Here is a 25,761-nt window from a genome sequence, read left to right as displayed (position 1 = left end):
CCGACGGGCGGCCGGGTGGGACGTCTGCGGGCGGCCGGATGGGACGTCTGCGGGCGGTCGGATGGGACGTCTGCAGGTGGTCGGATGGGACGTCTGCGGGCGGTCCCCGAGCGGGGTGGGATAGGTTGTGCCCCGTGAGTGACGGACTTGAAGCACTGGCGGAGACGTCGCCGGATCCGCTGCGGGTCGGGGTGCTCGGCGCCCGGGGCCGGATGGGCATCGAGGTGTGCAAGGCGGTGGACGCCGCCGACGACCTCGATCTGGTCGCCATGGTGGACCAGGGTGACCAGTTGTTCTCCGCCTCGGACGCGGGTGCCGAGGTGGTTGTCGACTTCACCACCCCGGACGTGGTGATGGACAACCTGCACTGGTGCGTCGAGCAGGGCATCAGCGTCGTGGTCGGCACGAGCGGCTTCACCGAGCAGCGTCTCGACCGGGTGCGCGGCTGGCTCTCGCACAAGCCGGGTGTCGGCGTGGTGATCGCCCCCAACTTCGGCATCGGCGCGGTGCTGATGATGCAGTTCGCCGCCCGGGCCGCGCGGTTCTTCGAGTCGGTCGAGGTGATCGAGCAACACCACCCGAACAAGCTCGACGCGCCCAGCGGCACCGCCACCCACACCGCACGGTTGATCGCGCAGGCTCGGGCCGAGGCCGGCCTGGGCGCCGGACCGGATGCCACCAAGGACGAGGTGCCGGGTGCGCGCGGGGCGGAGATCGACGGCGTACGGGTCCACTCGGTCCGCGCCGCCGGCCTGGTCGCGCACCAGGAGGTGCTGTTCGGTACGACCGGCGAGACGCTCACCATCCGGCACGACTCGTACGACCGGGCGTCGTTCATGCCCGGTGTGCTGCTGGCGATCCGTTCGGTGTCGCGCCGGCCCGGTCTCACCCTCGGCCTGGACGCCCTGCTCGACTGAGCACCCCTGGTTGCCCTTGTCCCGCGACTGAACACCCCTGAACAGGACTCGTCCCGGCACCGGTTCAACCGGTGCCGGGACGTTTGTCGTCCGGCGGGTGTTACCGCTCGTCGACGACGGTCAGACCGGCCGGTAGTCCGGTGACGGTGGCGACACCGGACCGGTCCACCGAGACGTCGACCGGGGCGCCGGCCACCCGTAGCCGCTGCGCGCTGACCGCGCCGAGCGGGGCGCCGTGCAGCGGACGGAGGCGTACGGTGCCGCCCGGCACGTCGGGGTAGAGCCCGACGGCCGCCTGGAGCAGCACCACGGCGGCGGCCGCGGACCAGGCCTGCGGCTGGCAGGCCGCCGGGTACGGCGCCGGCCGGCCCAGGGTGGCCCGGTCGTCGCCGCTGAACAGTTCGGGTAGCCGGTAGTCGAACGCCTCGGCGGCGCGCAGCAGCCCCTCGGCGAGTTGCGCGGCCGGTTCGGTGTAGCCCTCCCGGGCCAGCCCGGCGATGACGATCGCGGTGTCGTGCGACCAGACCGAGCCGCAGTGGTACGACAGCGGGCTGAAGCCGCCGTCGGTGGCGGACATGGTGCGCAGCCCGAACCCGCCGGCCAGGCCGGGGCCGGCGAGCGCCTCGGCGACCTGTGCCGACTCGGCCGCCGACAGCAGCCCGGTGCCGAGCAGGTGGCCGATGTTGCTGGTCAGTGCGTCGACCGGGCGCTTGTCCCGGTCCAGTGCCAGGGCCGGGTACGGACCGTCGGGCCCGTCGACCCAGAACTGGTTGCGGAACCGTTCGGCGAGCCGACCGGCGTAGTCGAGCCAGCGTTGCGCGCCGGGCCGGCCGAAGGCGGCGAGCAGGGCCGCGCCCTGGACGGCCGCCTGGTACGCGTAACCCTGCACCTCGGCCAGGGCGATCGGGGCGTGGGCGAGGGAGCCGTCCCGGAACCGGACCGAGTCGAACGAGTCCTTCCAGCCCTGGTTGGCCAGGCCCCGGCCGCTGGTGTCGATGTACTCGACGAAGCCGTCACCGTCGGCGTCGGCGTGGTCGGCGAGCCAGCCCAGCGATGCTTCCAGGGCGGGCAGCAGGTCGGCTACCTCGTTGTCGGCGAGTCCCCAGCGCCAGGCGTCGTGCAGCAGGTTGACCCAGAGCATGGTGGCGTCGACGGTGCCGTAGTAGGCGGCGGGCAGGTGCAGGCCGTTGCCGGCGACGGTGAACTCGTCCCGGCGCAGCTCGTGCATGATCTTGCCGGGTGCCTCGCCGGAGTTGGCGTCGATCTTGGTGCCCTGCCTGCGGGCGAGCACCCGCAGCGTGCTGGCGGCCAGGTCGGTGCCGAGCGGGAGCATCATCCTGGCTGCCCAGAGGCTGTCCCGGCCGAACAGGGTGAGGAACCAGGGCACCCCGGCGCCGAGGAAGACGTCCTGCGGGGCGTCCGCCTCGGCCAGCCGCAGTCCGCGCAGGTCGTCCAGGGACCGGTCGAGCAGGCGGGTGAGGCGCCGGTCGTCGGCTTGTACCTCCGGGCGGGACCAGGCCGGTTCCGCGGGCGGCGCGACGACCACGGCGCGCGGGTCGTCGACCACCAGCCGCCAGCGCAGTACGGCGGAGGTGCGCGGGGCCAAGTCGACCGGCCAGACCAGCCGGGCCGTGCCGTCCCCCGCCACGGCCGTCACCGCGCCGCCCTTGCCGTCGGTGCCGGTGCCGGTGCCGGTGCCGGTGCTGGTGGCCGGGGCGCCTGCACCTGTGCCTGCGCCGATCGTGCCGCCGATGACGACCGGTTCGCCGGTCACCGTGACGGTGATGCCGTCGCCGGCCCAGCTGAGCTGGCCGGGTTCGCCGCTCTTGGCTTCGAGGTCGACGGTCGCGCCGCCGGACTTGACCACCTCGATCGGGGCGAGGTCACAGCCGAGGTCGAGGGTGATCTCGCCGCGGACGGGGGCGTTGGCGGTGGAGAAGACGTGGATCTCCTCGGTCAGCCCGCGCGCTGTCATCCGGCGGATCCGGTCGATCCGTACGGTCGGGTCGGGGGTGTCGTCGCCGAGCCAGCGGGCCAGCGAGACGAACCGGGCGCCGTGTGGCCCGTCGGTGCCGTGGGTGATCGACTCCGGCTCGCGGCCGTCGACCAGGAGTTCGGCGCGGGCCAGCACCCGGGCGTCGGCGTGGAACACGCCCTGTACGCCGGCCGGCCGGATCTGCCCGTCCTGGCCGCTCAGTGTGCTGGTCGGGGCGAGGACGACACCGACAAGATCGTGCAGCAACGGTTGCAGGTAGCGGTTGGTCACGAGGAGCTCCTGAGCGGGGGGCGGGGCGTTGACGAACCCTTGACAACTCGTCTCGGGCGGTGCAACATGCGAAACATTCCAGAAACTTGAACGATCCAATAATGCCTCATCAGAGTTTGAACGTTCAAGACGGGAGGGAGGATTTATGGCACAGAAAGTGACCATCGCGACAGTGGCCCGCCATGCGGGGGTCAGTCGCCAGACCGTCTCGAACGTGATCCACAGCCCGGAGATCGTCCGCGAGGAGACCCGCGAACGGGTCCGGGAAGCCATCTCCCTCCTCGGCTACCGCGCCAGCCAAGCGGCCCGGCAGATGCGTACGGGACGATCCCAGCTGATCGCCGTACGGATCGAGCCGACCCGCGACGGGATCAACGGCTCGGTGCTCGACCGCTTCCTGCACGGGCTCACCGAGGCGGCCGGCGAGGCCGGTTACCGGGTGATGCTCTACACAGCGGAGGACCCGGCCACCGAGATCGCCACCTACGACGACCTGCTCGGTGCGTACGACCTGGACGCGTTCGTGCTCACCGGCACCGACCACGGCGACATCCGTACCGACTGGCTGGCCGAACGGAAGGTGCCCTTCGTCACCTTCGGCCGCTCCTGGGACGCGCCGGAGCGCTACCCCTGGGTCGACGTCGACGGTGCCGCCGGCACTGCCGCAGCCACCGCTCACCTGGTCACTCAGGGTCACCAACGGATAGCCTTCGTTGGCTGGCCGGTTGGTTCCGGGGTGGGTGACAACCGCCGTGCTGGCTGGGCGTCGACCGTCCGGGCGACCGGCGCCGACCCGGCCGAACTCGACCGGGCAACCCCGGATGGCATTACTCAGGGTGAGGCGGTGGCGGATGAACTGCTCGGTTTGCGGAACCCACCGACGGCGGTGGTCTGTGCCAGTGACTCGCTGGCGCTCGGCGCCCTGCAGGCGGTCCGGGCCCGCGGCGTGACCGTGGCGGTCACCGGTTTCGACGACACCCCGGTCGCCCAGGCGATCGGGCTGACCAGCGTCAGCCAGCCGCTGGCCCAGGCGGCGGCGAGCTGCGTGGACCTGCTGGCCGGCGTGCTCGACGGCGGCGGCATCCGGGACGGCCGGACCGGCGACGGCACACCGGCCCAGGTGCTGCTGGCGCCGTCGCTGGTGCTCCGCCAGTCCGGCTGACCGGTGCTCCGCCAGTCCGGCTGAGCTGGCCGGGCGCACGGGCGCTTTCCAACTCCATACCTCGTACTCCACGCACCACCGGTATCCCACCCCCCACCAGGAGATTGACATGGCACGACGTTTCATCCGGCGCTCGGCTGTGGCGGGCATCGCCGTGGCGGCGCTGTTCGGTTCCGCCGCCTGCGGTGGCGGCTTCGACGACGACAACGCCGACAGCGCCCAGAGCAGTGGCCCGGCCAGCATCCAGATCCTGATCGGCTCGTCCGGCGAGGCCGAGACCAAGGCGGTGCAGGACGCGGCGACCGCGTGGGCCACCAGCTCCGGCAACACCGCGACGGTCACCCCGGCGCAGGACCTCACCCAGCAGCTCGGCCAGGCCCTCGCGGGCGGCACCCCGCCGGACGTCTTCTACGTCGACGCCGGGCGCTTCGCCGACTACGCCAGCGTCGGCGCGCTGGAGCCGTACGGGGACAAGCTCGCCGACGGCGGCGACTTCTACGACAGCCTGCGCCAGACGTTCACCTACGACGGCAAGTTCTACTGCGCGCCGAAGGACTTCTCCACCCTCGCGCTGGAGATCAACACCGATCTGTGGGCCAAGGCCGGGCTGACCGACGCGGACATCCCGACCACCTGGGAGCAGCTCACCAGCACCGCCCAGAAGATCAAGGCCAAGGGCATCACCCCGATGGCGATCGGCGACACCCGTGACCGGGTCGGCGCCTTCCTCGCCCAGGCCGGCGGCTGGATCACCAGCCCCGACGGCAAGCAGGCCACCGCCGACAGCCCGGCCAACCTCCAGGCCCTGGAGTACGTCAAGACCCTGCTCGCCGGTGGTCTGGCGCAGTACCCGAAGCAGCTCGACGCCGGCTGGGCCGGTGAGGCCTTCGGCAAGGGCAAGGTCGCGATGACCATCGAGGGCAACTGGATCAAGGGCGGTCTGCAGAACGACTTCCCGGACGTCAAGTACACCGTGCACCCGCTGCCGGCCGGCCCGAAGGGCCAGGGCACGCTCTCCTTCACCAACTGCTGGGGGATCGCGGCCAAGAGCCAGCACAAGGAGCAGGCGATCAAGTTCGTCGAGGCGATGACCAGCGTCGACCAGCAGATGGCCTTCGCCAAGGCGTTCGGTGTGATGCCGTCGCGTGAGTCCGCCCGGGACCAGTACACCCAGGCGTTCCCGGCCGACAAGCCGTTCATCGACGGCGCCGAGTACGCCCAGGGCCCGGTGAACGCTCCGAAGATGGACAGCGTCCTGGTCGACTTCGACGCCCAGCTCTCCGCGCTGGCCAGCACCGACCCGAAGACGATCCTGCAGAACCTGCAGAAGAACACCGCCGCCACCCTCGGCGGCTGACCTTCTGACGGCAGGGCCCCCGGTCTGCGGACCGGGGGCCCACCGCACCGGTCCCTACCCCTCGAAAGTTTCCCCTCGAAAAGAGGAAGCATGGCTTCCGGAGTCCCGGCCGCTCCCCGCCGCCTACGTGGTGGGATCCGCGGCAACGAGCGGATCGCCGGCTGGGTCTTCGTCGCCCCGGTCGTGGTGATCCTCGGCGTTTTCATGCTGCTGCCGATCCTGATGGCGCTCTGGGTGAGCCTCACCTCCTGGAACGGTCAGGGCAGCCCGTTCACCGGCAAGGTCCCGTTCGTCGGGGCGGACAACTACACCCACCTCTTCACCGAGGACGGGCTGGCCCGCCGCGACTTCATGACCTCGATCCGGAACAACATCTACTACGTGGCGATCGTCGTACCGGTGCAGACCGCGATCGCGCTCTTCCTCGCCCTGGTGGTCAACCACCGGATGCTCAAGGGCAAGTCGTTCTTCCGTACGGCGTTCTACTTCCCGTCGGTCACCAGCTCCGTCGCGATCAGCGTGGTCTTCCTGTTCATGTTCGCCAACTCCGGGGCGATCAACGGGCTGCTGGGAATGTTCGGGATCGACGGGCCGCAGTGGTTCGCCGACTCGCGCGGCATCCTGCACCTGTTCTTCGGCCTGTTCGGGGTCGACCAGCCGCCGGCCGCGCTGAGCAGCGGCGGGCCGTTCGGGCTGAGCTGGTGGGACTGGCTGTCCGGGCCGAGTGTGGCGATGACCGCGATCATCGCGCTGGTCATCTGGACCACCTCGGGCACCTTCATGCTGATGTTCCTCGCCGCGTTGCAGAACGTGCCGGTGGCGCTGGAGGAGGCCAGCGTGCTCGACGGTACGACCCGGTGGCAGCGGCTGCGCTACCTGACCCTGCCGATGATCAAGCCGACCCTCTTCCTGGTGCTGACCCTCGGCCTGATCGGGTCCTGGCAGGTCTTCGACCAGATCTACGTGATGAGCCAGGGCAATCCGGCGAAGACCACGCTCACCCCGGCGTACCTGTCCTACCGGACCGCGTTCCGTGACTTCGACTACGGTGCCGGCGCGGCGATCTCGTTCGTCCTGTTCCTGATCATCATCGTGCTGACCCTGGCGCAGCGGCGGCTGATGCGCGACCGGGACACCGGCCGCTCGCACCGCTGGTGGCGCCGGTCCGAGCGGAGGTCGTGAGATGTCCATCGTGACCGAGCCCCCGACCAGGGGAGACGCGCCGGCCGGAGACCCGCCGCCGCCGACGGAACGTACGCCGAGGCCCGTCGCCACCTCCGGCCACCGGCGGGAGCCGCGCAGCCTGGTGACCAGCTTCGTCGGGTACGCCATCCTGATCTTCTTCGCGCTGGTCTTCCTCTACCCGTTCGTGATCCAGATCGCCAGCTCGTTCAAGACCGAGCCGGACGCGGCGGCGAACCCGCTCTCCCCGATACCGAACCCGGTGGACCTGGACAGCTTCCAACGGATCTTCGAGGGGACGAACTTCCCGCTCTGGCTCGGCAACTCGCTGCTGGTCACGGTCGTGGTGACACTCGGCCGGGTGTTCCTGGACTCGCTCGCCGGATACGCCCTGGCCCGGCTGCGCTTCCGCGGCCGGACAGCGATCTTCGCCACCGTGGTGGCGGTGATGGCCGTACCGGGTGTGGTGCTGCTGATCCCGAAGTTCCTGGTCCTCAACCAGCTCGGCATCTACAACACGTACACGGCGCTGATCCTGCCGCTGCTGGTGGACGCCACCGGGGTCTTCATCATGAAGCAGTTCTTCGAGTCGGTGCCGGCCAGCGTCGAGGAGGCGGCCCGGATCGACGGCGCGGGCGTGTTCCGTACGTTCTGGTCGGTGGTGCTGCCGACCGCGAAACCGGCCCTGATCACGCTGACCATCCTGTCGTTCCAGGGCTCCTGGAACGAGTTCCCGCACAGCCTGGTCGCGGTCCAGGACCCGAACCTGTTCACCCTGCCGCGTGGCCTCGCCGACCTGGTCAGCGGCTCGCTCGGCGCGGGTACGCAGTACCCGCTCAAACTCGGCGCCGCGTTGCTGGCCACCATCCCGGTGGCGGTCATCTTCGTGGTGTTCCAGCGCTACTTCGTCCGCGACGCCAACCAGGGCGCCGACAAGGGCTGACGCCCGCCGGGGTCCGAGCCCGACCGGGGCCGGCCCCGTGGCACGGGGAGCCCGCGCACGCTCACGAAGCGTCCGTGGGCTCCTCGGTGCCGGTCGGCGACCCGGCGTCGGTTCCGGCCGGCGCTCCGGCGTCGGTTCCGGTCGACGACTCGGCGTCCAGGGAGACGTGCAGGCGTAGCTGGGGGACCAGCATGTCGTCCACGTCCAGCGCCCGGGTCGCCCCGTCCGGCTCCCAGCCGGTGCTGGCCAGGAACGCCCTGGTCGCCTCGTCACCGTCGAAGGCCCAGGCGATCGCCGTACGGGCGCCGTCCTCGCGCCACAGGTCGACGCTCGCCGCCAGCAGCCGACTGCCGTGCCCACGACGGCCCCAGCGCGGCTCCACCAGCAGGTCGGTCACCCCGATCAGGTCCGGGACCAGCGTTTGCGCGGGTTCGTCCGGGGCAAGTGACTGCTCGTCTGCCGGTCCGGATGCGGCAAAACCCACCAGATAAGATTTCTCCGCCTGTTCGATCGCCACCAGGACGCGGTGCCGGGGCGACGGTGGTGCCTCGATCGCGGCGGACCACCGCTTGCCGAGCCACCCCTCGTCCAACCGGTCGAGCACGTGCTTGGGCAGCAACCGGCGATAGGCGACCCGCCAGGTCGCGAGCTGAATGCGTGCGATCTCGGCGGCGTCGGACGGACGCGCCGGGCGGACGTACCCGAGAGCCATGAACGGTGAGCGTACGGACGCGAGGGAGGCGACGGTGGCGCAGGGTGCCTTCCGGCGAACCCGGTACCAGGTACTCTTCGTGCTCGCCCTGGCCGTACTGGTCGCCGCGTTCCTGTCGGTGGCGGCCGTCGGGCACGGATTCTTCGACCTCAAGGTCTACTCCGGCGCCCTGCACTACTGGGCCCGCGAGGGCGGCGAGATCTACGACTGGCTCAAGCCGAACAGCAAGTACGGCTTCACCTACCCGCCGTTCGCCGCCCTGGTCATGCTGCCGCTGGCGTACCTGCCGTTCACGGTGTCGATGGTGCTGAGCGTCTCCGCCACCGTCGTGGTGAGCGTGCTGCTGCTCTGGTGGCTGGTCGACCCGATCGCCCGCCGGGTGGGCTGGACCCGCTGGTTCGCCCTGGCGGTGGCGGCCCTGCTCGCCGCGGCCTTCGAGCCGATGCGCGAGACGGTCGACTTCGGCCAGGTCAACATGCTGCTGCTGGTGCTCGTCGCGGCCGACCTGCTCTGGCTGGTCCGCCCCGGCTACGCGGCACCGGGGCAGGTCGTACCCGGCAGTTTCCTGCCCGGACGCGTTCCGGCCGGTGGCCGGCGGAACCCGGCCCGCTACAAGCGCTGGGCCGGGGTGGGCATCGGGCTGGCCACCGCGATCAAGCTGACCCCGGGCATCTTCATCGTCTACCTGCTGGTCACCGGGCGGTGGCGGGCGGCGCTCACGGCCAGCGGGACCGCCGCCGTGGCGACCCTGGTCGCCGCCGCGATCGCACCGGACGCCTCACGGGAGTTCTGGACCACCGCGCTCTGGGACACCGACCGGGTCGGTGAGCTGGCCTTCATCTCCAACCAGTCGTTGCAGGGCCTGGTCGCCCGGCTCGACCCGGCGCAGCCGAGCAAGCTCGCCTGGCTGATCCTGGTCGGCGCCGCGGTGGTCATCTGGGCCTGGCGGGTACGGGCCGCGGTGCGCGCCGCTGACGAGGTGACCGGGCTGGCGCTGACCGGGGTGCTGGGTGCGCTGGTCAGCCCGGTGACCTGGGTGCACCACCTGGTGTGGCTGATCCCGGCGCTGGTGCTGCTGGTCGACCACGCGTACGGGGCACCCGCCGGCAGCCGAAGGCGGCGCTGGCTGCTCGCCTTCGCGATCGTCGCGTACGCGGTGCTGTGCAGTCGGCTGGTCTGGACCTGGGAGCACGACTTCACCGGGGTGGACGGCTTCCTCGGCAGCAACGCCTACGTCTGGATCAGCATCGCGCTGCTGGTCGGGCTGCCGCTGCGGGCCCCGTCACGGCTCGCCGAGCCGGGTGGCGTACCGAAGCTCGACCAGGCCGAGCGGCGGCCGTCCCCCGGTCCGGTGTAGCTCGTACGTCGACTGCTCGCCGTCGGTGACCAGTCCGGCACGCTCGTAGAAACGGCGGGCGCGTTCGTTCTCCGCCAGCACCCAGAGCCGGATGTCGCGCCAGCCGCGTTCGGTGAGCCCGGTCAGCCCGGCGATCATCAGCTCCCGGCCGACACCGGTGCCCCAGTGCGCCGGGTCGACGTACATCGTGAGGATCTCGCCGTACGTGTGGTCGAGGTCGTCGCGGTCCTGGTTGTTGCGGTACGGACCGAAGGTGGTGAAGCCGATCACGGTGTCGTCCCGTTCCGCCAGCAGGGTGGTGAACGGGTGCTCCGGGTCGGCGGTGCCGATGTCGCGCCGCCGCTGCGCCCACGCCTGTACGTTCAGCCGGGCCAGCACCTCGTCCGGCATGATGCCCGCGTACCCGGCCTGCCAGGTGCGTACGTGCACGCTCGCGACCGCCTCGGCGTCGGCGGGTTCCTCCGGTCGGATGGTCAGCACGTGTCCGTTCTAACCCCTGCCGGGCGGTGAGTCCAGCCCATCGGGCCGCGCCCCGGCACGGATACCGCGCATGAGTGTCGGGGGGTGCGGTTAGGGTGCGGGGCGATGGGAGTTTCTGAATCTTTGTCGCTGGCCCAGGCCCGGCGGGTGGCGCTGGCCGCCCAGGGTTTCGCCGACCCGCTGCCCACCGCCGTGCCGACCGCGCGGCATCTGCGCCGGGTGCTCGGCCGGGTGGGGCTGCTCCAGATGGACTCGGTCAACGTGTTGCAGCGGGCGCACTACCTGCCGCTCTACAGCCGGCTCGGCCCGTACCCGACCGACCTGGTGGACCGGGCCGCCTACCGGCCGCCACGGGACCTGTTCGAATACTGGGGGCACGAGGCGTCGCTGGTCCCGGTCGACCTGCAACCGCTGCTGCGCTGGCGGATGGCGGCCGCGCGGGACGAGTCGTGGGGCGGGATGCGCCGGATCGCCCAGGAGCAGCCGCAGCTCGTCGCCTGGGTCCGCGACGAGGTGGCCGACCGGGGTCCGCTGACCGCGGCCGAGATCGAGCACGACGCGCCCCGCGAAACCGGCAACTGGGGTTGGAACTGGTCGGAGGTGAAGCGGGCGCTGGAGTTCCTCTTCTGGGCCGGCGAGGTCGCCGCGGCCAGCCGGACGAACTCCTTCGCCCGCCGCTACGACCTGCCCGAACGGGTCCTGCCGGCGGCGGTGCTGGACACACCGACGCCGGAGCCGGCGGACGCGTACCGGCGGTTGGTGGCGATCGCGGCCCGATCCCTGGGGGTGGCCGCCGAGCCGGAGCTGCGCGACTACTTCCGGCTGCCGGTGGCGGCGGCGCGGGCGGCGGTGGCGGAACTGGTCGAGGCGGGGGAGCTGCTGCCGGTGACGGTGCAGGGTTGGCGGCTGCCGGCGTACCTGCACGTCGATGCCCGCCTGCCCCGCTGGATCCGGGCGAACACGCTGGTCAGCCCGTTCGACCCGCTGGTCTGGGAGCGGGCCCGGACCGAGCGGCTGTTCAACTTCAGCTACCGGATCGAGATCTACGTTCCGGCTCCGCAGCGGATCCACGGCTACTACGTGCTGCCGTTCCTGCAGGGGGAGCGGTTCACCGCCCGGGTGGACCTGAAGGCCGACCGGAAGGCTGGCGTACTGCTGGTGCCGGCGGCCTGGTTGGAACCGGGCGCGGACCCGGCCGACACCGCGTTGGCGCTCGCCGCCGAGCTGCGCCGGCTGGCCGGCTGGCTCGGCCTGAGTGCGGTCGCACCGCCCGTCGCGGGCGATCTCGCCGGCCCGCTCACCGCCGCCCTGGTTACCACCACCGGTGTACGGTGAGAGCGGCCGGCGCGACGAGTGGGGTGGCTATGACCAGCACGGGTGGACCGTCGACACCGCCCGATGTGCCGACCGCCGTCGGGCCGCAGTGGACGCCCGATCCCGACGCGCCGCAGCAGTGGTATCCGGTGGCCGCCGAACCGGATCGGATCACCCGGTTCTTCGACCGGATCGCGGCCCGTTCTCCGCGCTGGTTGGCGCCGGTCGCGATCCTGGCCTGCTTCGGCGGCGCGGTCGGCTACACGCTCTACGCCGACCCGACCCGCAGCGCACCCGACGCGGCACCGACCTGCCTGCTGAAGTTGACCACCGGTCTGGACTGTCCCGGCTGCGGCGGCACCCGCGCGTTCTGGTACCTGCTCCACGGTGACCTGCCCGCCGCCGCCCGGCACCACATCCTCTTTGTCTTCGCCGTCCCGTTCCTGCTCTACGTCTACGCCGCCTGGGCCGGCAAGCAGCTCTTCGGCTGGCGGCTGCCGCAGCTCTCGATCGGGCCGGTCACCATCGGCGTTTTCCTCGGCGCCTGGATGGCGTTCTCCGTGCTGCGTAACCTGCCGTGGACACCGTTCACCTGGTTCTACGTCTGACACCGGGAACCCCTTGCGACGCGGCTGTCGCCGCAGCCACTAGAGTCCCAGGAATGCCGGAAATCGTGTCACCGCAGGTCAAGCTCATCGCGTGGACCCAGTTCCAGGCACCCGAAGAGGTGCCCTGGTCGACCGACGCCGACGGTGGCCAGGCGCTCGCCGAGTTCGCCGGACGGGCCTGCTACCAGTCGTGGAAGAAGCCGAACCCGGCCACCGCGACCAACGCCGGTTACCTCGCGCACATCCTCGAGGTCGGCCACCTCTCCGTGCTGGAGCACGGCAGCGTGACGTTCTACTTCACCGGGGTGTCCCGGTCGTTCACGCACGAACTGATCCGGCACCGGCACTTCTCGTACTCGCAGCTCTCGCAGCGTTACGTGCCGGAACGCGACGCCGCCGTGGTGGAGCCGGCCGTCATCGCCGAGGACGCCGAGCTGCACAAACGCTTCGTCGAGGCGACCGAGGCGAGCGTACGGGCGTACAACGAGTTGCTGGAGGGGCTGGAGCAGCGGTTCGCCGACGTGGCGAACCCGACCCTGCGGCGTAAGCAGGCTCGACAGGCGGCCCGCGCGGTGCTGCCGAACGCCACCGAGACCCGGATCGTGGTCAGCGGCAACTACCGGGCCTGGCGGCACTTCGTGTCGATGCGGGCCACCGAGCACGCCGATGTCGAGATCCGTGAGCTGGCCGTGGAGTGCCTGCGCCAGCTTCAGCAGGTCGCGCCGAACGTCTTCGCCGACTTCACCATCAGCACCCTGGCGGACGGCACCGAGGTGGCCACCAGCCCCTACGCCGAACAGTCCTGAGCACTTCCCCGGCGGCCGGGCGGTGGGCGTCCGATAGGTTAGCGGTATGACGCACGACCACCCTGCCGCCGCCGACCGGGCGGTACCCCGTCCCTTCGGGCGACTGCTCACGGCCATGGTCACGCCGTTCACCGCGGACGGCTCGCTGGACCTCGACGGCGCGGCCCGCCTCGCCACCTACCTGGTGGACGAGCAGGCCAACGACGCCCTTGTGATCAGCGGCACCACCGGCGAGTCGCCCACGACCACCGACGCGGAAAAAGAACGCCTGCTCCGCGCGGTGGTGGAGGCGGTCGGTGACCGCGCCCAGGTGGTCGCCGGGGTCGGTACCAACGACACCCGGCACACGATCGAACTGGCCGCCGCGGCGGAGAAGGCCGGCGCGCACGGTCTGCTGGTGGTGACGCCGTACTACAGCAAGCCGCCGCAGGCGGGACTGTTGCGGCACTTCACCGCGGTCGCGGACGCGTCCGGGCTGCCGATCATGCTCTACGACATCCCGCACCGCGCCGGAGTGCCGATCGCCTCCGAGACGCTCGTACGGCTGGCCGAGCACGAGCGGATCGTCGGGGTGAAGGACGCCAAGGGCGACCTGGCCGCCACCTCCTGGGTGACCAGCCGTACCGACCTGGCGTTCTACTCCGGCGAGGACTCCCTGACGCTGCCCGCGCTGGCGGTCGGCGGGGTCGGCCTGGTCGGCACCTCCACCCACTTCACCGGTGCGCTCAGCAAGCAGTTGATCGAGGCGTACGAGCGGGGCGAGCACGACACCGCCCTGCTCCTGCACCGGCGGCTGCTGCCGTTGTTCACCGGAATCTTCCGTACCCAGGGCACGATTCTGGTCAAGGCCGGCCTCGCGGCGTCGGGTCTGCCCGCCGGTCCGGTCCGTCCCCCACTGGTCGACGCGACCGAGGCCGAGGTCGCCCAGTTGCGCGTCGACTGCGCCGACGCAGGTCTGGAGTTGCCGGCATGAGTGGGTCAATCAGTAAGGTCGGCGGCATGGGCAAGCTGAACAGTAGGACGACGGCAGCGACCGATCGCGGCGAGGCGGTGGCATGAGCCAGCCGCAGGCGCGCGAGTTGGAACTTCCCCCACCGCTGCCCGTAGGTGGGCTGCGGGTGATACCGCTCGGCGGACTGGGCGCCATCGGGCGCAACATGACCGTCTTCGAGTACGACGGCAAGCTGCTGGTGGTCGACTGCGGGGTGCTCTTCCCCGACGTCGAACAGCCGGGTGTCGACCTGATCCTGCCCGACTTCGCACCGATCCTCGATCGGCTGGAGGACGTGCAGGCGATCGTGTTGACGCACGGGCACGAGGACCACATCGGCGCGGTGCCGTACCTGCTCGCTCACAAACCGGACATTCCGCTGGTCGGTTCGCAGTTCACCCTCGCGCTGGTCGAGGCGAAACTCGCCGAGCGGCGGATCGAGCCGTACACGCTGACCGTGCGGGAGGGCGGGCGGGAGCGGCTGGGTCCGTTCGAGTGCGAGTTCTTCGCGGTCAACCACTCGATCCCGGACGCGCTCGCGGTGGCCATCCGTACCCCGGCTGGCCTGGTGCTGCACACCGGTGACTTCAAGATGGACCAACTTCCGCTGGACGGGCGGCTGACCGACCTGGCCGGCTTCGCCCGGCTCGGTGCCGAGGGTGTCGACCTGCTCCTCTCCGACTCGACCAACGCGGAGATCCCCGGTTTCGTGACGCCGGAGCGGGAGATCGGCCCGATCCTCGGCTCGATCTTCGGCAAGGCACGCGGCCGGATCATCGTGGCGTCGTTCGCCTCGCATGTGCACCGGGTGCAGCAGGTGCTCGACGCGGCCACCGAATACAACCGCAAGGTGGCCCTGATCGGCCGCTCGATGGTGCGCAACATGGGCATCGCCCGCGACCTCGGGCTGCTCCAGATCCCGCCGGGTCTGGTGGTCGGGCTGGACGAGGCGACCACCCTGCCGCCGAACCAGATCGTGTTCATGTCGACCGGTTCGCAGGGCGAGCCGATGAGCGCCCTCGGTCGGATGGCCACCGGCGACCACCGGCACATCACGGTGGCGGCCGGCGACACGGTCGTGCTGGCCAGTTCGCTGGTGCCGGGCAACGAGACCTCGGTCTACCGGGTGATCAACCGGCTGTCTCGCGCGGGTGCGACCGTCATCCACAAGGACGTCGCGAAGGTGCACGTCTCCGGGCACGCCCCCGCCGGGGAACTGCTCTACCTGCTCAACGTCGTACGGCCGAGCAATCTGCTGCCGGTGCACGGCGAGTGGCGGCACCTGCGGGCGCACGCCCGGCTGGGCGTCGAGTCCGGTGTCGCCCCCGACCGGGTGGTGATCTGCGAGGACGGCGACGTGGTCGACCTCGTCGAGGGCCGGGCCACGCTCGTCGGCCACGTGCAGAGCCGGTACGTCTACGTCGACGGTCTCGCCGTCGGCGACGTGGGTGAGTCGCTGCTCACCGAGCGGCGGATGCTCGGCGACGGCGGTTTCATCGCCGCGACCGTGGTGGTCGACTCGGTGACCGGCAAGGTCGTCGGCGGTCCCACCGTCTCCGCGAAGGGCTTCTCCGACGACCCGGACGCGTTCAACCCGGTGATCCCGCTGATCACCGAGGCGCTGAGCCGGGCCGCCACCGAGGGCATCACCGATCCGCACCAGCTCCAGCAGATCGTCCGCCGTACGGTCGGGCGCTGGGTGAACGACGCGTACCGCCGCCGGCCGATGATCGTGCCGAACGTGGTCGAGGTCTGACCCGACTCGTTTCCGTTTCCGGGGTGGCGTGGCACGGTTGCCGCGTCACCCCGGATCTTCTCCGCCGGCCGCCCGCCGGGCCCGGTTGCCCAGTTCCTCCAGGTAGGCGAAGCTCCGCCGGCTCGTGCACCTCGAACTCGCAGCGAGCATCAGCAGCCGCGACGCCGCACCGCAGACTTTCGCGTACGGCTGGCAGGACTCGCCGCCCTTCAGTCGCTCCCGAACCCAGCCCTTCAGTCGCTCCCGAACCAGCCCGGTACGTCCAGGGGGAACATCTCCGACGGGGTGAGGGTGCGCAGGTCGGACTCGAACGCGCGGAGGCGGTCCGGGCCGAGTGCGACAGCCCAGCGGGCGCGGATCTCGTCGAAGATGCGCGCCGACCGGACGAGCGAGTCGACGCCGCGTTCGGTGAGGCGTACGACCTTGCGGCGGGCGTCGCGCGGGTCGGATTCGCGTACGACGTAACCGAGGCGTTCCAGTCCGTCGAGGGTCTTACCGGCCGCCTGCTTGGAGACGCCGAGCCGGCGGCCGAGTTCGACCGCGGTGGTGCCGTCGGGGCCGATCGCCTGGAAGACGAAGCCGTGCATGGGTCGCAGGTCGGGGTGGCCCTGCCGGGCGAGCTCGGCGTGCAGCTCGTCAATCATGAGCCGAAACCCCTGGAACAGCCGCAGCGCCACCTCGTAACCGGGCATCTCGCCGCGCGCCTCGGCCGGCATTTCACCGCGCGCCTCGGTCCGGTACTCACTTGACACGATCGACAACCTGGTTAACTATTTCGACAACCACGTTGTCTAACCTAGGGGATCCGACGATGCCTGTCATCCGCCACGCCGAGAGCCGCCGTACCGAAACCCCGAACGCGATCATGACCACGCTCGCCTCGCCCACCCAGGGTGGCGCGGGCCAACTCGTCTGGCGGGTCGACATGGGCCCCGGCCAGGCCGGTCCGCTGCACGGAATCGACACCGAGCAGGTCTGGACCGTCCTGACCGGCGCCGCCACCGTCGAACTCGACAACCAGCCGTACGCCGTCGAGCCCGGCGACACGGCTGTCATCCCGGCCGACGTACCGCGCCGGATCACCGCAGCCCCGGACGGCTTCGCCGCCGTCGTGGTGGCACCGGTCGGGATGCGGGCGTACCGGCTCGACGGTGGTGTGGTGGCGCGGGAGTGCGCCGTACCGGACGGGGACAAACTCGTACCGGCCTGGGTGGTCTGATCTTGCGGTGCGGTGGTCAGACCGAGCGCAGGCGTCGGCGTACCGGTGGATCGTCGATCCAACCGATAAAGCGTGCCTCCGCTCGCTCGGCCGTGAGGTCGTCCAGGTCGGCGGTTGCCTTGTCCCGGAAGTGCCGCATGAACGCGGCGAGCCGTTCCCGGTCGTTACGGTAGAGCGACCACATCCGGCGACGGAAAACCTGGCACGGCCACTCCTCGCCGTCGTCCCGACAGCGCCAGTCAGCGCCGGGCCGGTGCGGCGCACCGAACGCGGCGCCCTCGTCGTCGGTCACGTTCCCTCCTGACTCCGGGCTGTTCACACCAGTGCCCCCATCCGGTCGGCGAGCGCGCAAGCAGGGCGGGCGGAGAACCTTTGGTACGCCGGAGAATGGCGGTCATCACGGCGTGCGCGGCCGGACGGGAGCGAATCTCCGCCGGGGCGAGATGTTCCGCCTCGCCCAACATCTCCCCGGCCCGATCGAGTCCCCCGATATGGGCGAGCGCGCGGGCGAGGTCGAGCAGGTGCTGCGCCCGGCGCTCGGGCACCAGCGCGGACAGCCGGCCCCGATCGAGCTGGTCGTGGGCCGCGATCGCCTGCCGGCCCTCGCCCAGCTCGACGGCGGCGGCGGCACGATGCAACTCGACATTGGTCGGGCCGAAACTGGTCCGGTAGTGGTCCGCGTCCACACCCAGCGCGATCGCGGCAACCCGAGCCTCCGCGATCAGTTCGCGGACGCTGATGCTGTCGCGCAGATGTGCTGCCGCCATCGCGCCCTGGAGCAGCAGCGCACCGTAGACCGACAGCCGGTCCGGGCCGGCGTCGTTGACGTCGCCCGGGGCGAGCCGGTGCGCCATCGCCACGTTCGCCTCGAACGCCGCCCGCGCGTGTCCCATAGCGAGCAACGCGTTGGCGACCCTGGTGGTCGACGTACCGGCGAGCAGGTCGTCACCACACCGTACGGACGCCCCGAGGGCGCGATCGGCCGCCAGGTGCGCGAGGTCGTACTCGCCGAGTTTCCGCAGCGTGGAGGAGGCGACCTGGTAGACCTGTGCGAGCAGGCTGGTCGCCTGTTCGGCGGCGTCACCGGTGTGATAATCGGCGGCGGACTGGGCCGCACGAAGCAGAGCGGGCAGCGACTGGGCGAGGACGTCGTACCGGGCGTACTGGAAGCTCGTCCACGCGTGCTCGGTCGCCTGACGTAGCTTGTCCAGGTCGGGCCGGCGCGGCACGCTGAGCTGCGACGCCAGCGCCAACCGCCCCAACGCGTCGCGCAGCGCGCCGATCTCGCAATGATCCGCATACGCACGCGGCGGGCGGGCATCCGGACTGCGGCCGAGCAACATCGAAATGTCGATCTCAAGTGCGTCGGCGACCTCGGAGATGGTGGAAAACCTGTCCAACCGGCGGGCACCCGACTCGACCTTCTCCACCCAACTCTTCGACATTCCGACCCGGTCGGCCAGCACCTGGAGCGTCAGCTTCCGGCGGTTGCGCCAGTACGCCACCCGCCGGCCGATGGGTAATTCCTCCACGTCAGTCGGTGGAATCGGGCCGGGCTCGACCGGACACACCGACCGCGAAGGTTTCCGACGGCCCAAGGTGCGACCGGGCTGGCCACCGTCCACCGTTGCGGGCCCGCTGCCGACTTTCGCGTACGGGTGGCAGATCGGTCGTCATCTCGCGCGGTGCAGGGGTGACCTGCTCGGATGCGCTTGGCTCCTGATCGTCCTCATACATGATGCGGCTCCTCTCCTGAGTGGAAGGGGCCGCCCCGGTGATCGTGGGGGAGACGACGGGGCGGCCCCACAGTTCCGCCCGGGTCATTGCCGTAACTCCGAGCGGTCCCGCTGATGACACTCTGCTGTGGATACCGCTACGTTCGGAACGCAGATCCACCTAACAGGGAGCTGGCGGCACAGGTGTTGCCCATCGAGCCGGGCCGGCTGAGAAATCCGGGAAGGAACGAGGAACACGTGGGAATTTCACCTTCTGAGTACCTGCTGCGCGAACTGCGCCGCCGACGCAAGGCTGCCGGCCTGACGCAGATCGAGCTGGGTAAGAAAACCTTCTGTTCGGACACGGTGATCTCCGGTATCGAGACCGGTACCAAGCCCGTAACCGTGGAGCACCTGGAGTTGGTCGACACGGCGCTGGAGACCGGCGGTTACTTCGTGACGCTCTGGGAGGAGATGGTCAAGGACGATGCCGCACCCGTGTGGTTCCGGGAGTGGATCGAGATTGAGCGCGCGGCGAGGGCACTTCGGTGGTACGAGCCGGCATTCGTGCCGGGCCTGCTTCAGACCGAGGCGTACGCACGGGCGACGCTGACGGGCGAACGGTTGACGGCAGACGCGGCGGATCAGTTGGTCAGGACGCGGATCGATCGGCAGTCGATCCTGCACGGTGATCTTCCGCCGCTCTTCGTCGCAGTTCTTGACGAGTCGATCCTGTACCGATCCGCCTATGGGAACCGACCACTGATGGCCGAGCAATTGCTGCACCTGGAGACCTGCGCAGCGCTGCCCCACGTGCAGATCCACATCATCCCGACAGCCGTCGGAATGCATCCCGGTCTGGCCGGTGCGTTCATCCTGGCTGATCTGGTGGACGGCAGCGCGGCGGCGCACGCGGACAACCAGCTGGCAGCGCGCATCGTTGGCTCGGCGGTGGAAGTTGCTACCCTTGCCGGTAGGTGGGAGCGGCTGCGCGGCATCACACTTCCCGTAGACCAATCACTCGAACTGATCAAGAAGGCAGCGGCATCATGGACGTGACCGGAGCACGGTGGCGTAAGAGCACGCGTAGTAGCAACAACGGTGGCGCCTGTGTGGAGGTTGCCGACAATCTTCCGGGGCGGGTGCTGGTCCGGGACACCAAGGATCGTGACGGCGGCACGCTGAGCTTCAACCCCGACGCATGGCGCGCCTTCGTCAGCCTCGCCAAGCAACACTGACTAACTCCACCATCGCCCTCCGTGCCCAAGTCGGCACGGAGGGCGATGCCATGCCCCCGCCGCACCGCCCTCCCGGTGACCTCGGCCGTTGATCATGAAGTTAGCAACGCGCCAAGAGCCAAATCTTGTCGCTAACTTCATGATCAACGGCCGAGGTGGGGGGCTTTTGCCGCGGATGGGTCGAGGAACTCGACGCGTACGGATGCCAGGCACTGTTCTTTTGCGGCGTGGAAGCGTACGACGTGGGGTTGGCGCTCGTGTGTGTCGAACGCTTGGCGGTCGCGGTAGACCTCGTAGAAGACGCGGGCGAGCGGTTCGTTTTCGATCCGGTGGGTCGCGTAGACGAGGGTGCCCGGCTCGTCGCGCTCGATGAGCGGCAGGGTTTCCGAGGTCAGTCGGTCGAACTCCGTCGCGGCGGATTCGTCGCGGAGGTCGAACCGAACCACCAGTGCAAACATCAACCCCTCCGGGGGGTACGTCGCGTTGATTTGCGCCACCGTACCCGAACGACAGCCCCGCCCTGCCCGCGCTCCGGGCCGGCAGCCGCTGGCAGGAACGCGGTCAGTTCGTCCACGGCGGGCGAGTCGCGCAGGATCCCTGAGTTGAAGATCCGCTGACGCGCCGGTGCGACCTGTTGCTGGGGGGCCGGTTGAGGGAGGGGGAGTGAGCAGGGGATTCAAGGTGGTTGCAAGAGGCGTTGCAGATCATGCACCTAGTTTCATCGGCACGAGGGGGCGACGGACCGAAGGTCGCCGATGAACAGAGCGGGGATGGCAATGAGGAGAGTTTGGCAACGGACGGGTGTCAGCCGACGCGCCTTCCTGGTGGCCGGTGCGGCGTGCGTCGCGCTCGCGGGTGTGCTGCCGTCGCTGCCGGCGAGCGCCGCCCCAGTCGATCAGCTGACCGTGTACGTGAGCCCTTCGGGCACCGCCAGCGCCAAGTCGATGGGCAGCCGTGCCGGACTCACCGGCGACACCGCCGTTTCCTCGATCGAGGAGGCGCAGGCGATCCTGCGCGCCCGGAAGGTGAAGAACGCGAAGGTGCTCCTGGCGGACGGCCTCTACCAGCCGACCGCGCCGATCAAGGTGGACTGGTCACCTCCGGGCGGGCAGCTCACGATCGCCGGGGTTGGCGCCGCGGCCGTGATCGACTGCGGCTTGTTCGAGGACAACAGCCCCAACACCGAGTACGGCGTGATCGTCTCCGCCGACAACGTCCGCATCTCCGATCAGACGTACCAGAACTGCCGCAACGGTGGCATCCGGGCCAACGGAACAGCGGCCAACCCGCTTGACGCGCTGAACGTCAGCGGCAACACGTTCCGACGCCTCGGCAGCAAGTACCAGGCCGGGCCCGGCAACGGCTACGGCGGCGTACACGCGACGTACACGACGCGGCTACGGGTCGAGGGCAACCTGTTCCAGAACCTGGAGAACAGTGCCGGCACCGGCGTCGCCGAGATACACGGCGTGTACGTCGCCAACTACGGGAGCAACACCACCATCTACGGCAACAGGTTCGAGCTGATCTCGGGCGATCCGGTGCGGACGCGCAACCGTGCGAACAACACGATCGTGGACGCCAACATGTTCTGGAAGACCGGCTCGTACGCGATCTTCAGCGACTGGCGGTACACCACGGAGGGGTGCAGCACGAACGGGATCTTCTCCGCGAACAAGGTCGGCACCACCACGTACAACAATGACAGCTGGAACGAGGACGGCCAGGGCTCGATCAGCATCGTGCGGGTGCGACTGTGGGGGCATGACGCCGCGACCGACGCCAACCTCTACGGCTGCTCGAGTGACCCGATCACCTTCAGCGGCACCAACTCGTACGTCTCGACCAGGCCCTGGTAACACCAGTTCCATCGGCGATCTTGCACTTGTGGCGCCCGTATCAGGTCAATGATCCGGGTTTGCGTGACGCCACAAGTGCAAGATCGTCGCGCTGTTCTGTGTGGGGAGAGGGTGGGGGTTAGGGGGTTAGGGTTTGGTGTAGGCGGTAGCGGTTGACGCTTATCTGGCGTACGCCTTCCATGGTTCGGACCCGGTCCCAGAGTGGGCCCTTCGAGATGGCGTTGCCGTTGGCGGCCAGGGCTTCCAGGTGTGCCTCGGGGCTCGTCCACTCGGCGTAGTTCAACACGTGGGTACCGTCGTCGCTGATGTGGAAGAAGGCTCCGATGCCACCGGCGGGCAGGTTCCCGTCCGCGTCGAGCGCCTCGAACACCGCGTCGATCCAGACCCGCGAGCGTTCGAGGCCGTCGGTGTCGACGCGTACCGCGACCACCGCGCCCGTGATCCGGCCGTCGTCGGCCCGGTTGCCCCGGTAGATCCGGTACCGGGCCAGGTCGCGCCGCTCGATGCCGGGCACCGCCGCGTCGATCCGGTCGACCCGGGCCGCGCGACCGTCGTGGGTGAACTGCTCGAACGCGGCCTTGTCCGCCCATTGCGAGTAGTGCCGGAGCAACTTGCCGTCGGTGTCCAGGTAGATCGAGTACGACAGCAGTCCGGCCGGCCACGGGGCGTCCTGCCAGGCGGAGACGATCGCGTCCGCCGCTGCTCGCTGCCGATCGGGCGTGCCGAGCACCCACTCGCTGGAGAGGGCAACACCCACATCCGTACGGGTGAGATCGGGAAGTTGGTCGGTGATACGCACGGTCGACTCCTCCAGAGAACGGCTGGTACGGAGTCGACGGTAAAACCCCAACAAACGTTGAGGTCAAGTGCCGCGCCTCGTGGAGCTTGAATCTCATTTGTCGGGTCTGCTGTGGCGCGAGGCGATCTGGGCAATCACGAGGACTCTCCGAACCGGGAAGCCGACCGATTGTCAGGTGTCGATCGGTGCTGAAAAATCCCAGCCAGTTGCCAGCTTCGCCGGTCCGAAGTGGACTGACGCGATGCTGGCGCGGCTGACCAAGGGAGAGAGAACATGCTGCGTCGTGTCTTCGTCGCGCTGGTGCTCGCCATCGGCGTCACCGCCCTGATCCCCAGCGCACCGGCCCAGGCCCTGTACCCCTGCCCGGCCGGCAACCTCTGCCTGCACACCTGGTACGCCGACTCGGCCCGCACCATCTGGAAGGGCAGCTACAGCATCAACTGCGACGGGCAGGAACTCCGGCTCGGTACGCAGTCCGGATACCTGGTCTTCACCAAGGGACCGTGCGGGGGAGTGACCCCGCCGCCGATCAGCTGACGCCGACCGGGCGTCACCGGTGCCCGTGACAGAATCGCCGCCATGTCTCCGATGCGGCTGCACGAGCTGACCCCGGGCAAGTTCTCCCTGTTGCTGAACGCCGGCACCACGGACGTGGACGACGTGGTCGCGGAACTCGGTCACGAACCCAACGGGTACTTCTGGGAAGGCGTCGCCCAGCTGCTGGTCAGCAACGAGGCGCCGACCCTGGAAGGGCGTTTCGCGTACGACCCGGAGGGCGGCATGTTCGTCGCCTACGGTACGGACAAGGCCGCACTGGAGGAGTTGGCCACCCGGATGACCGTCGTGGCGACGGATCCCGAGCGCATCCGGCAGCTCGTCGCCGACGCCGAGGCGAACGGATTCGAGTTCGACGACTGACCAGGGTTCCGTTGCCGGTCCCGTAACCGTCCGGCTCCTATCCTCGTCACGTGGAGCTGGAGTTCAGGGGCGAGATGTGGTTCTGGAAGGGCCCGTCGCCGTGGCACTTCGTCACCGTCGCGGACGAGGAGTGCGGTGCGCTGGAGGCGGCCTCGGGCCTGGTGACGTACGGCTGGGGCATGATCCCGGTCGCGGCGCAGATCGGTGCTACCGGTTGGAAGACGTCGCTGTTCCCGAAGGACGGGCGGTACCTCGTCCCGGTGAAGGCGTGGGTACGCAAGGCCGAGGGGCTTGAGCTGGGCGACGTGGTGACCGTACGCCTCGTCGTGGACGTCTGACCGTACGCCTCGTCGTGGACGTCTGACCGTACGGCGGCATACCGGCCCCGTGTCCGTTGTGCCGCCGTACGGTCGGTCAGCGGGTCCGCTTCACGGCACCTGGCGTACCCGGTCGACGATGGCGATCCTGGTCCGGGCTTCGGCCCACCCACGTTCGTTCGGCACCAGCGTCGGGGGCCCCGGTGTCGGCCCGGCCGTGGTCGTCGCCGGGCCGGTCGGAACCACCTTCACGTCCTGGCTGCCGAGATACTCGTGGGTCGTCGGATCGAAGATCAGCGCCGAGCCGAGCCCGTCGGTCGTCCTCGCCACGCCGACGCCGTGCCGGCCGGCCGCGTCGACCGCGTCCGGGATCACGACGACTCCGGGCAGGGTCGCGACCGCTTCGAACAGGGCGGCCAACACCGGCGCCGGCAGGTACTGCCCCTGGACGATCTCGCAGAACAGCTCGAACACCCGCTGGTCCTGTGGATGCTCACCCGAACTGTTCGCCACCAGGTACTGACGCATCTCGTCGGTCTTCGTCGGCAGCCCCGGCACGTACGCGGGCCGAAGGCAGTCCGGCCCCTGCTCGGGGCAGAGGGTCAGGAGCGGGCCGTGCAGGTCGGGTCGCCCCTGATTCCCCGGATCCTCGGACCGCTCGTCGAGCCAGCCGTCGCGGGTGCCGTCCACCGGCATCCACAACTGTCGGTGCTTGCGGACGGGCGGAACGTACCCGCCGCTGAGCACGATGACGGACTCGACGTACACGAACTGGTCTGGTCGGGGGGTGACCGAGGGCGTCTCCCGCGCCTTCGCCGCCGCCAGTTCCAGCACCGTACGGGCGTCGAGGGTGGTCGTCGACGGGCCGGTCACGTCCGGGCGCGGCGTACCGAGGTTGACCGCCACCAGCCCGACCACGACGGCGAGCGCCAGGCCGACCGCCGGTGCCAGCCGCCACCCCCACCGGGCCACCGGCCGTACGCGACCCGCGGGCGCCGTGGCCTCGGCGAGCAGCCGGGTACGGGCACGGGCCAACGCGTCGGGTTCCGCCGACGCCAGGTCGGCTCGGAAGCCGGACATCAGGTCAAGCTCGTTCATCGTCGGCCCCGTTCGTCAGGTCCAGTTCTGGGTGGTCGCGGAGCGCTTCACGGATGCGTCGACGGGCGCTGTGCAGGCGGGAGCGGACGGTCCCGACGGGGATGCCGAGGGCGCGGGCGACCTCCGGATAGCTCAGTTGCGCCTGGCCGACGAGCGTCAGCACCTCCCGCTCGCGTACGGACAGCCGGGCCAGCACCGCGGCGAGTTTGCGGACGTGGTCCTCGGCGGCGACCCGGGCCAGCACCCGGTCCGTGTCGCCGTCTCCCACCGGGTCGACTCCGGTACGGGCGAGCGCCCGGTACTGGCGTACCTCAGTGCGCTGTTCCCGGCGGAGCAGGTTGGCGGCGATGCCGTACAGCCAGGGTCGCGCGTCAGGGTGCGAGACGTCGTAGCGTTCGCGACCGCGGAACGCGACCAGGAACGTCTCGGCGGTGAGGTCGTCCGCGAACGAACGGCCGATCCGGCGAGCCAGGTATCGGTGGATCGCCTCGGCGTGGCGGTCGAAGATCCCGGCGAACCGTTCCGGGTCGGCCCAGGAGGACCGGATCAGCTCGTGGTCACCGACCGTGCCCGTCCTCACGTCAGCCTCGGCCGCGCCGGCCGTCATGGTCGACCCGGCGGCGGGTACGCCGCAGCCCGCGCGCGGGCCGTCCGGCCTGGTGGATGTGTCATCGGCTCTCCCATTGGGGTACGAATCTCTCTCACCCGTCATTGCCCGATAGGGTCCGAGCAGTTCGGTGTGTCCAG

Annotated in this window: 28 protein-coding genes; 18 read left to right on the top strand and 10 right to left on the bottom strand. The window is 69.9% G+C overall.

The window, feature by feature from the left end:
- The first annotated feature begins 155 nt into the window (after positions 1-155).
- Positions 156-917 carry a 4-hydroxy-tetrahydrodipicolinate reductase gene (dapB, locus tag AB0J90_RS23420; protein WP_363599256.1) on the top strand — a complete coding sequence of 254 codons (762 nt, stop codon included), beginning with the start codon at positions 156-158 and terminating at the stop codon, positions 915-917.
- Between the two features lie 100 nt (positions 918-1,017).
- On the opposite strand, the gene AB0J90_RS23415 is transcribed toward dapB, so the two are convergent.
- The gene (locus AB0J90_RS23415) at positions 1,018-3,183 is read right to left on the bottom strand and encodes a glycogen debranching N-terminal domain-containing protein (protein WP_363599063.1); all 2,166 of its coding nucleotides are present in this window, start codon (positions 3,181-3,183) and stop codon (positions 1,018-1,020) included.
- A gap of 145 nt (positions 3,184-3,328) precedes the next feature.
- On the opposite strand from AB0J90_RS23415, the gene AB0J90_RS23410 reads away from it, so the two are divergent.
- The 4 genes from AB0J90_RS23410 (at position 3,329) to AB0J90_RS23395 (ending at position 7,827) form a co-directional block, all read left to right on the top strand.
- Complete coding sequence (locus AB0J90_RS23410) at positions 3,329-4,345, top strand: substrate-binding domain-containing protein (protein WP_363599061.1); 1,017 nt, start codon at positions 3,329-3,331, stop codon at positions 4,343-4,345.
- 109 nt (positions 4,346-4,454) lie between these two features.
- Entirely contained in the window at positions 4,455-5,702 is a 1,248-nt protein-coding gene (locus AB0J90_RS23405) for an extracellular solute-binding protein (RefSeq protein WP_363599059.1), read from the top strand.
- Between the two features lie 90 nt (positions 5,703-5,792).
- The gene (locus AB0J90_RS23400; RefSeq protein WP_363599057.1) at positions 5,793-6,884 is read left to right on the top strand and encodes a sugar ABC transporter permease; all 1,092 of its coding nucleotides are present in this window, start codon (positions 5,793-5,795) and stop codon (positions 6,882-6,884) included.
- Position 6,885: 1 nt separating this feature from the next.
- Positions 6,886-7,827, top strand: a complete 942-nt coding sequence (locus tag AB0J90_RS23395) for a carbohydrate ABC transporter permease (protein ID WP_363599055.1) — start codon at positions 6,886-6,888, stop codon at positions 7,825-7,827.
- A 61-nt stretch (positions 7,828-7,888) separates the two neighbouring features.
- On the opposite strand, the gene AB0J90_RS23390 is transcribed toward AB0J90_RS23395, so the two are convergent.
- Positions 7,889-8,539: a GNAT family N-acetyltransferase gene (locus AB0J90_RS23390; RefSeq protein WP_363599053.1), complete on the bottom strand. Its 651-nt coding sequence runs from the start codon at positions 8,537-8,539 to the stop codon at positions 7,889-7,891.
- A gap of 34 nt (positions 8,540-8,573) precedes the next feature.
- On the opposite strand from AB0J90_RS23390, the gene AB0J90_RS23385 reads away from it, so the two are divergent.
- Positions 8,574-9,896: a glycosyltransferase 87 family protein gene (locus tag AB0J90_RS23385; RefSeq protein ID WP_363599254.1), complete on the top strand. Its 1,323-nt coding sequence runs from the start codon at positions 8,574-8,576 to the stop codon at positions 9,894-9,896.
- Here AB0J90_RS23385 and AB0J90_RS23380 read toward each other — a convergent pair.
- Positions 9,822-10,376: a GNAT family N-acetyltransferase gene (locus AB0J90_RS23380; RefSeq protein ID WP_363599051.1), complete on the bottom strand. Its 555-nt coding sequence runs from the start codon at positions 10,374-10,376 to the stop codon at positions 9,822-9,824. The genes AB0J90_RS23385 and AB0J90_RS23380 overlap by 75 nt on opposite strands.
- Before the next feature lie 105 nt (positions 10,377-10,481).
- Here AB0J90_RS23380 and AB0J90_RS23375 point away from each other — a divergent pair, with 105 nt between their 5' ends.
- The 5 genes from AB0J90_RS23375 (at position 10,482) to AB0J90_RS23355 (ending at position 15,851) form a co-directional block, all read left to right on the top strand.
- Entirely contained in the window at positions 10,482-11,711 is a 1,230-nt protein-coding gene (locus AB0J90_RS23375; RefSeq protein ID WP_363599049.1) for a crosslink repair DNA glycosylase YcaQ family protein, read from the top strand.
- Positions 11,712-11,740: 29 nt separating this feature from the next.
- Positions 11,741-12,298: a DUF2752 domain-containing protein gene (locus AB0J90_RS23370; RefSeq protein WP_363599047.1), complete on the top strand. Its 558-nt coding sequence runs from the start codon at positions 11,741-11,743 to the stop codon at positions 12,296-12,298.
- A gap of 53 nt (positions 12,299-12,351) precedes the next feature.
- A complete protein-coding gene (thyX, locus tag AB0J90_RS23365; RefSeq protein ID WP_363599045.1) occupies positions 12,352-13,104 on the top strand; it encodes an FAD-dependent thymidylate synthase in 753 nt (250 codons plus the stop codon).
- Positions 13,105-13,150: 46 nt separating this feature from the next.
- A complete protein-coding gene (gene dapA / locus AB0J90_RS23360) occupies positions 13,151-14,077 on the top strand; it encodes a 4-hydroxy-tetrahydrodipicolinate synthase (RefSeq protein WP_363599043.1) in 927 nt (308 codons plus the stop codon).
- A gap of 82 nt (positions 14,078-14,159) precedes the next feature.
- On the top strand, positions 14,160-15,851 hold the full coding sequence (locus tag AB0J90_RS23355; RefSeq protein WP_363599041.1) for a ribonuclease J: 1,692 nt from the start codon (positions 14,160-14,162) through the stop codon (positions 15,849-15,851).
- Positions 15,852-16,084: 233 nt separating this feature from the next.
- Here the strand turns inward: AB0J90_RS23355 and AB0J90_RS23350 are convergent, their stop codons facing one another.
- Positions 16,085-16,603, bottom strand: coding sequence for a MarR family transcriptional regulator (locus tag AB0J90_RS23350; protein ID WP_363599039.1), 519 nt, complete (start codon positions 16,601-16,603; stop codon positions 16,085-16,087).
- 59 nt (positions 16,604-16,662) lie between these two features.
- On the opposite strand from AB0J90_RS23350, the gene AB0J90_RS23345 reads away from it, so the two are divergent.
- Positions 16,663-17,070 (top strand): cupin domain-containing protein, encoded by a 408-nt coding sequence (locus tag AB0J90_RS23345; protein ID WP_363599037.1) that lies wholly within the window; start codon positions 16,663-16,665, stop codon positions 17,068-17,070.
- 16 nt (positions 17,071-17,086) lie between these two features.
- Here the strand turns inward: AB0J90_RS23345 and AB0J90_RS23340 are convergent, their stop codons facing one another.
- Together AB0J90_RS23340 and AB0J90_RS23335 are read right to left on the bottom strand one after the other, a co-directional pair.
- Positions 17,087-17,362 carry a hypothetical protein gene (locus tag AB0J90_RS23340; protein ID WP_363599035.1) on the bottom strand — a complete coding sequence of 92 codons (276 nt, stop codon included), beginning with the start codon at positions 17,360-17,362 and terminating at the stop codon, positions 17,087-17,089.
- The gene (locus AB0J90_RS23335; protein ID WP_363599033.1) at positions 17,310-18,602 is read right to left on the bottom strand and encodes a helix-turn-helix transcriptional regulator; all 1,293 of its coding nucleotides are present in this window, start codon (positions 18,600-18,602) and stop codon (positions 17,310-17,312) included. The genes AB0J90_RS23340 and AB0J90_RS23335 overlap by 53 nt, the downstream gene beginning before the upstream one ends.
- A 387-nt stretch (positions 18,603-18,989) precedes the next feature.
- Here AB0J90_RS23335 and AB0J90_RS23330 point away from each other — a divergent pair, with 387 nt between their 5' ends.
- Entirely contained in the window at positions 18,990-19,844 is an 855-nt protein-coding gene (locus AB0J90_RS23330) for a helix-turn-helix transcriptional regulator (RefSeq protein WP_363599031.1), read from the top strand.
- Complete coding sequence (locus tag AB0J90_RS23325) at positions 19,841-20,023, top strand: DUF397 domain-containing protein (RefSeq protein ID WP_363599252.1); 183 nt, start codon at positions 19,841-19,843, stop codon at positions 20,021-20,023. Before AB0J90_RS23330 ends, AB0J90_RS23325 begins: the two co-directional genes overlap by 4 nt.
- 143 nt (positions 20,024-20,166) lie before the next feature.
- On the opposite strand, the gene AB0J90_RS23320 is transcribed toward AB0J90_RS23325, so the two are convergent.
- Positions 20,167-20,481, bottom strand: coding sequence for an antibiotic biosynthesis monooxygenase (locus tag AB0J90_RS23320; RefSeq protein WP_363599029.1), 315 nt, complete (start codon positions 20,479-20,481; stop codon positions 20,167-20,169).
- A gap of 318 nt (positions 20,482-20,799) precedes the next feature.
- On the opposite strand from AB0J90_RS23320, the gene AB0J90_RS23315 reads away from it, so the two are divergent.
- Positions 20,800-21,882, top strand: coding sequence for a right-handed parallel beta-helix repeat-containing protein (locus AB0J90_RS23315; RefSeq protein ID WP_363599027.1), 1,083 nt, complete (start codon positions 20,800-20,802; stop codon positions 21,880-21,882).
- Positions 21,883-22,000: 118 nt separating this feature from the next.
- On the opposite strand, the gene AB0J90_RS23310 is transcribed toward AB0J90_RS23315, so the two are convergent.
- Positions 22,001-22,681 (bottom strand): hypothetical protein, encoded by a 681-nt coding sequence (locus AB0J90_RS23310; RefSeq protein WP_363599026.1) that lies wholly within the window; start codon positions 22,679-22,681, stop codon positions 22,001-22,003.
- 273 nt (positions 22,682-22,954) lie between these two features.
- On the opposite strand from AB0J90_RS23310, the gene AB0J90_RS23305 reads away from it, so the two are divergent.
- Genes AB0J90_RS23305 through AB0J90_RS23295 form a run of 3 tightly spaced genes read left to right on the top strand, consistent with a single transcriptional unit; the run spans position 22,955 to position 23,937 of the window.
- Positions 22,955-23,218, top strand: coding sequence for a hypothetical protein (locus AB0J90_RS23305; RefSeq protein ID WP_363599024.1), 264 nt, complete (start codon positions 22,955-22,957; stop codon positions 23,216-23,218).
- A 42-nt stretch (positions 23,219-23,260) separates the two neighbouring features.
- Positions 23,261-23,599 (top strand): Imm51 family immunity protein, encoded by a 339-nt coding sequence (locus AB0J90_RS23300; RefSeq protein WP_363599022.1) that lies wholly within the window; start codon positions 23,261-23,263, stop codon positions 23,597-23,599.
- Positions 23,600-23,649: 50 nt separating this feature from the next.
- Positions 23,650-23,937, top strand: a complete 288-nt coding sequence (locus AB0J90_RS23295) for a DUF1905 domain-containing protein (RefSeq protein ID WP_363599020.1) — start codon at positions 23,650-23,652, stop codon at positions 23,935-23,937.
- Between the two features lie 90 nt (positions 23,938-24,027).
- Here the strand turns inward: AB0J90_RS23295 and AB0J90_RS23290 are convergent, their stop codons facing one another.
- Both AB0J90_RS23290 and AB0J90_RS23285 read right to left on the bottom strand, forming a co-directional pair.
- On the bottom strand, positions 24,028-25,014 hold the full coding sequence (locus tag AB0J90_RS23290) for a CU044_5270 family protein (protein WP_363599018.1): 987 nt from the start codon (positions 25,012-25,014) through the stop codon (positions 24,028-24,030).
- Positions 25,001-25,594 carry an RNA polymerase sigma factor gene (locus AB0J90_RS23285; protein WP_363599016.1) on the bottom strand — a complete coding sequence of 198 codons (594 nt, stop codon included), beginning with the start codon at positions 25,592-25,594 and terminating at the stop codon, positions 25,001-25,003. Before AB0J90_RS23285 ends, AB0J90_RS23290 begins: the two co-directional genes overlap by 14 nt.
- Positions 25,595-25,761: the final 167 nt, after the last annotated feature.

Origin of the sequence: Micromonospora sp. NPDC049523, assembly GCF_040676775.1 — a bacterium.
In the GTDB taxonomy this organism is placed as follows: Bacteria; Actinomycetota; Actinomycetes; order Mycobacteriales; family Micromonosporaceae; genus Micromonospora_G.
The sequence above is the reverse complement of the archived record's forward strand: the minus strand, read 5'-3'. Positions and strand labels throughout refer to the sequence as shown.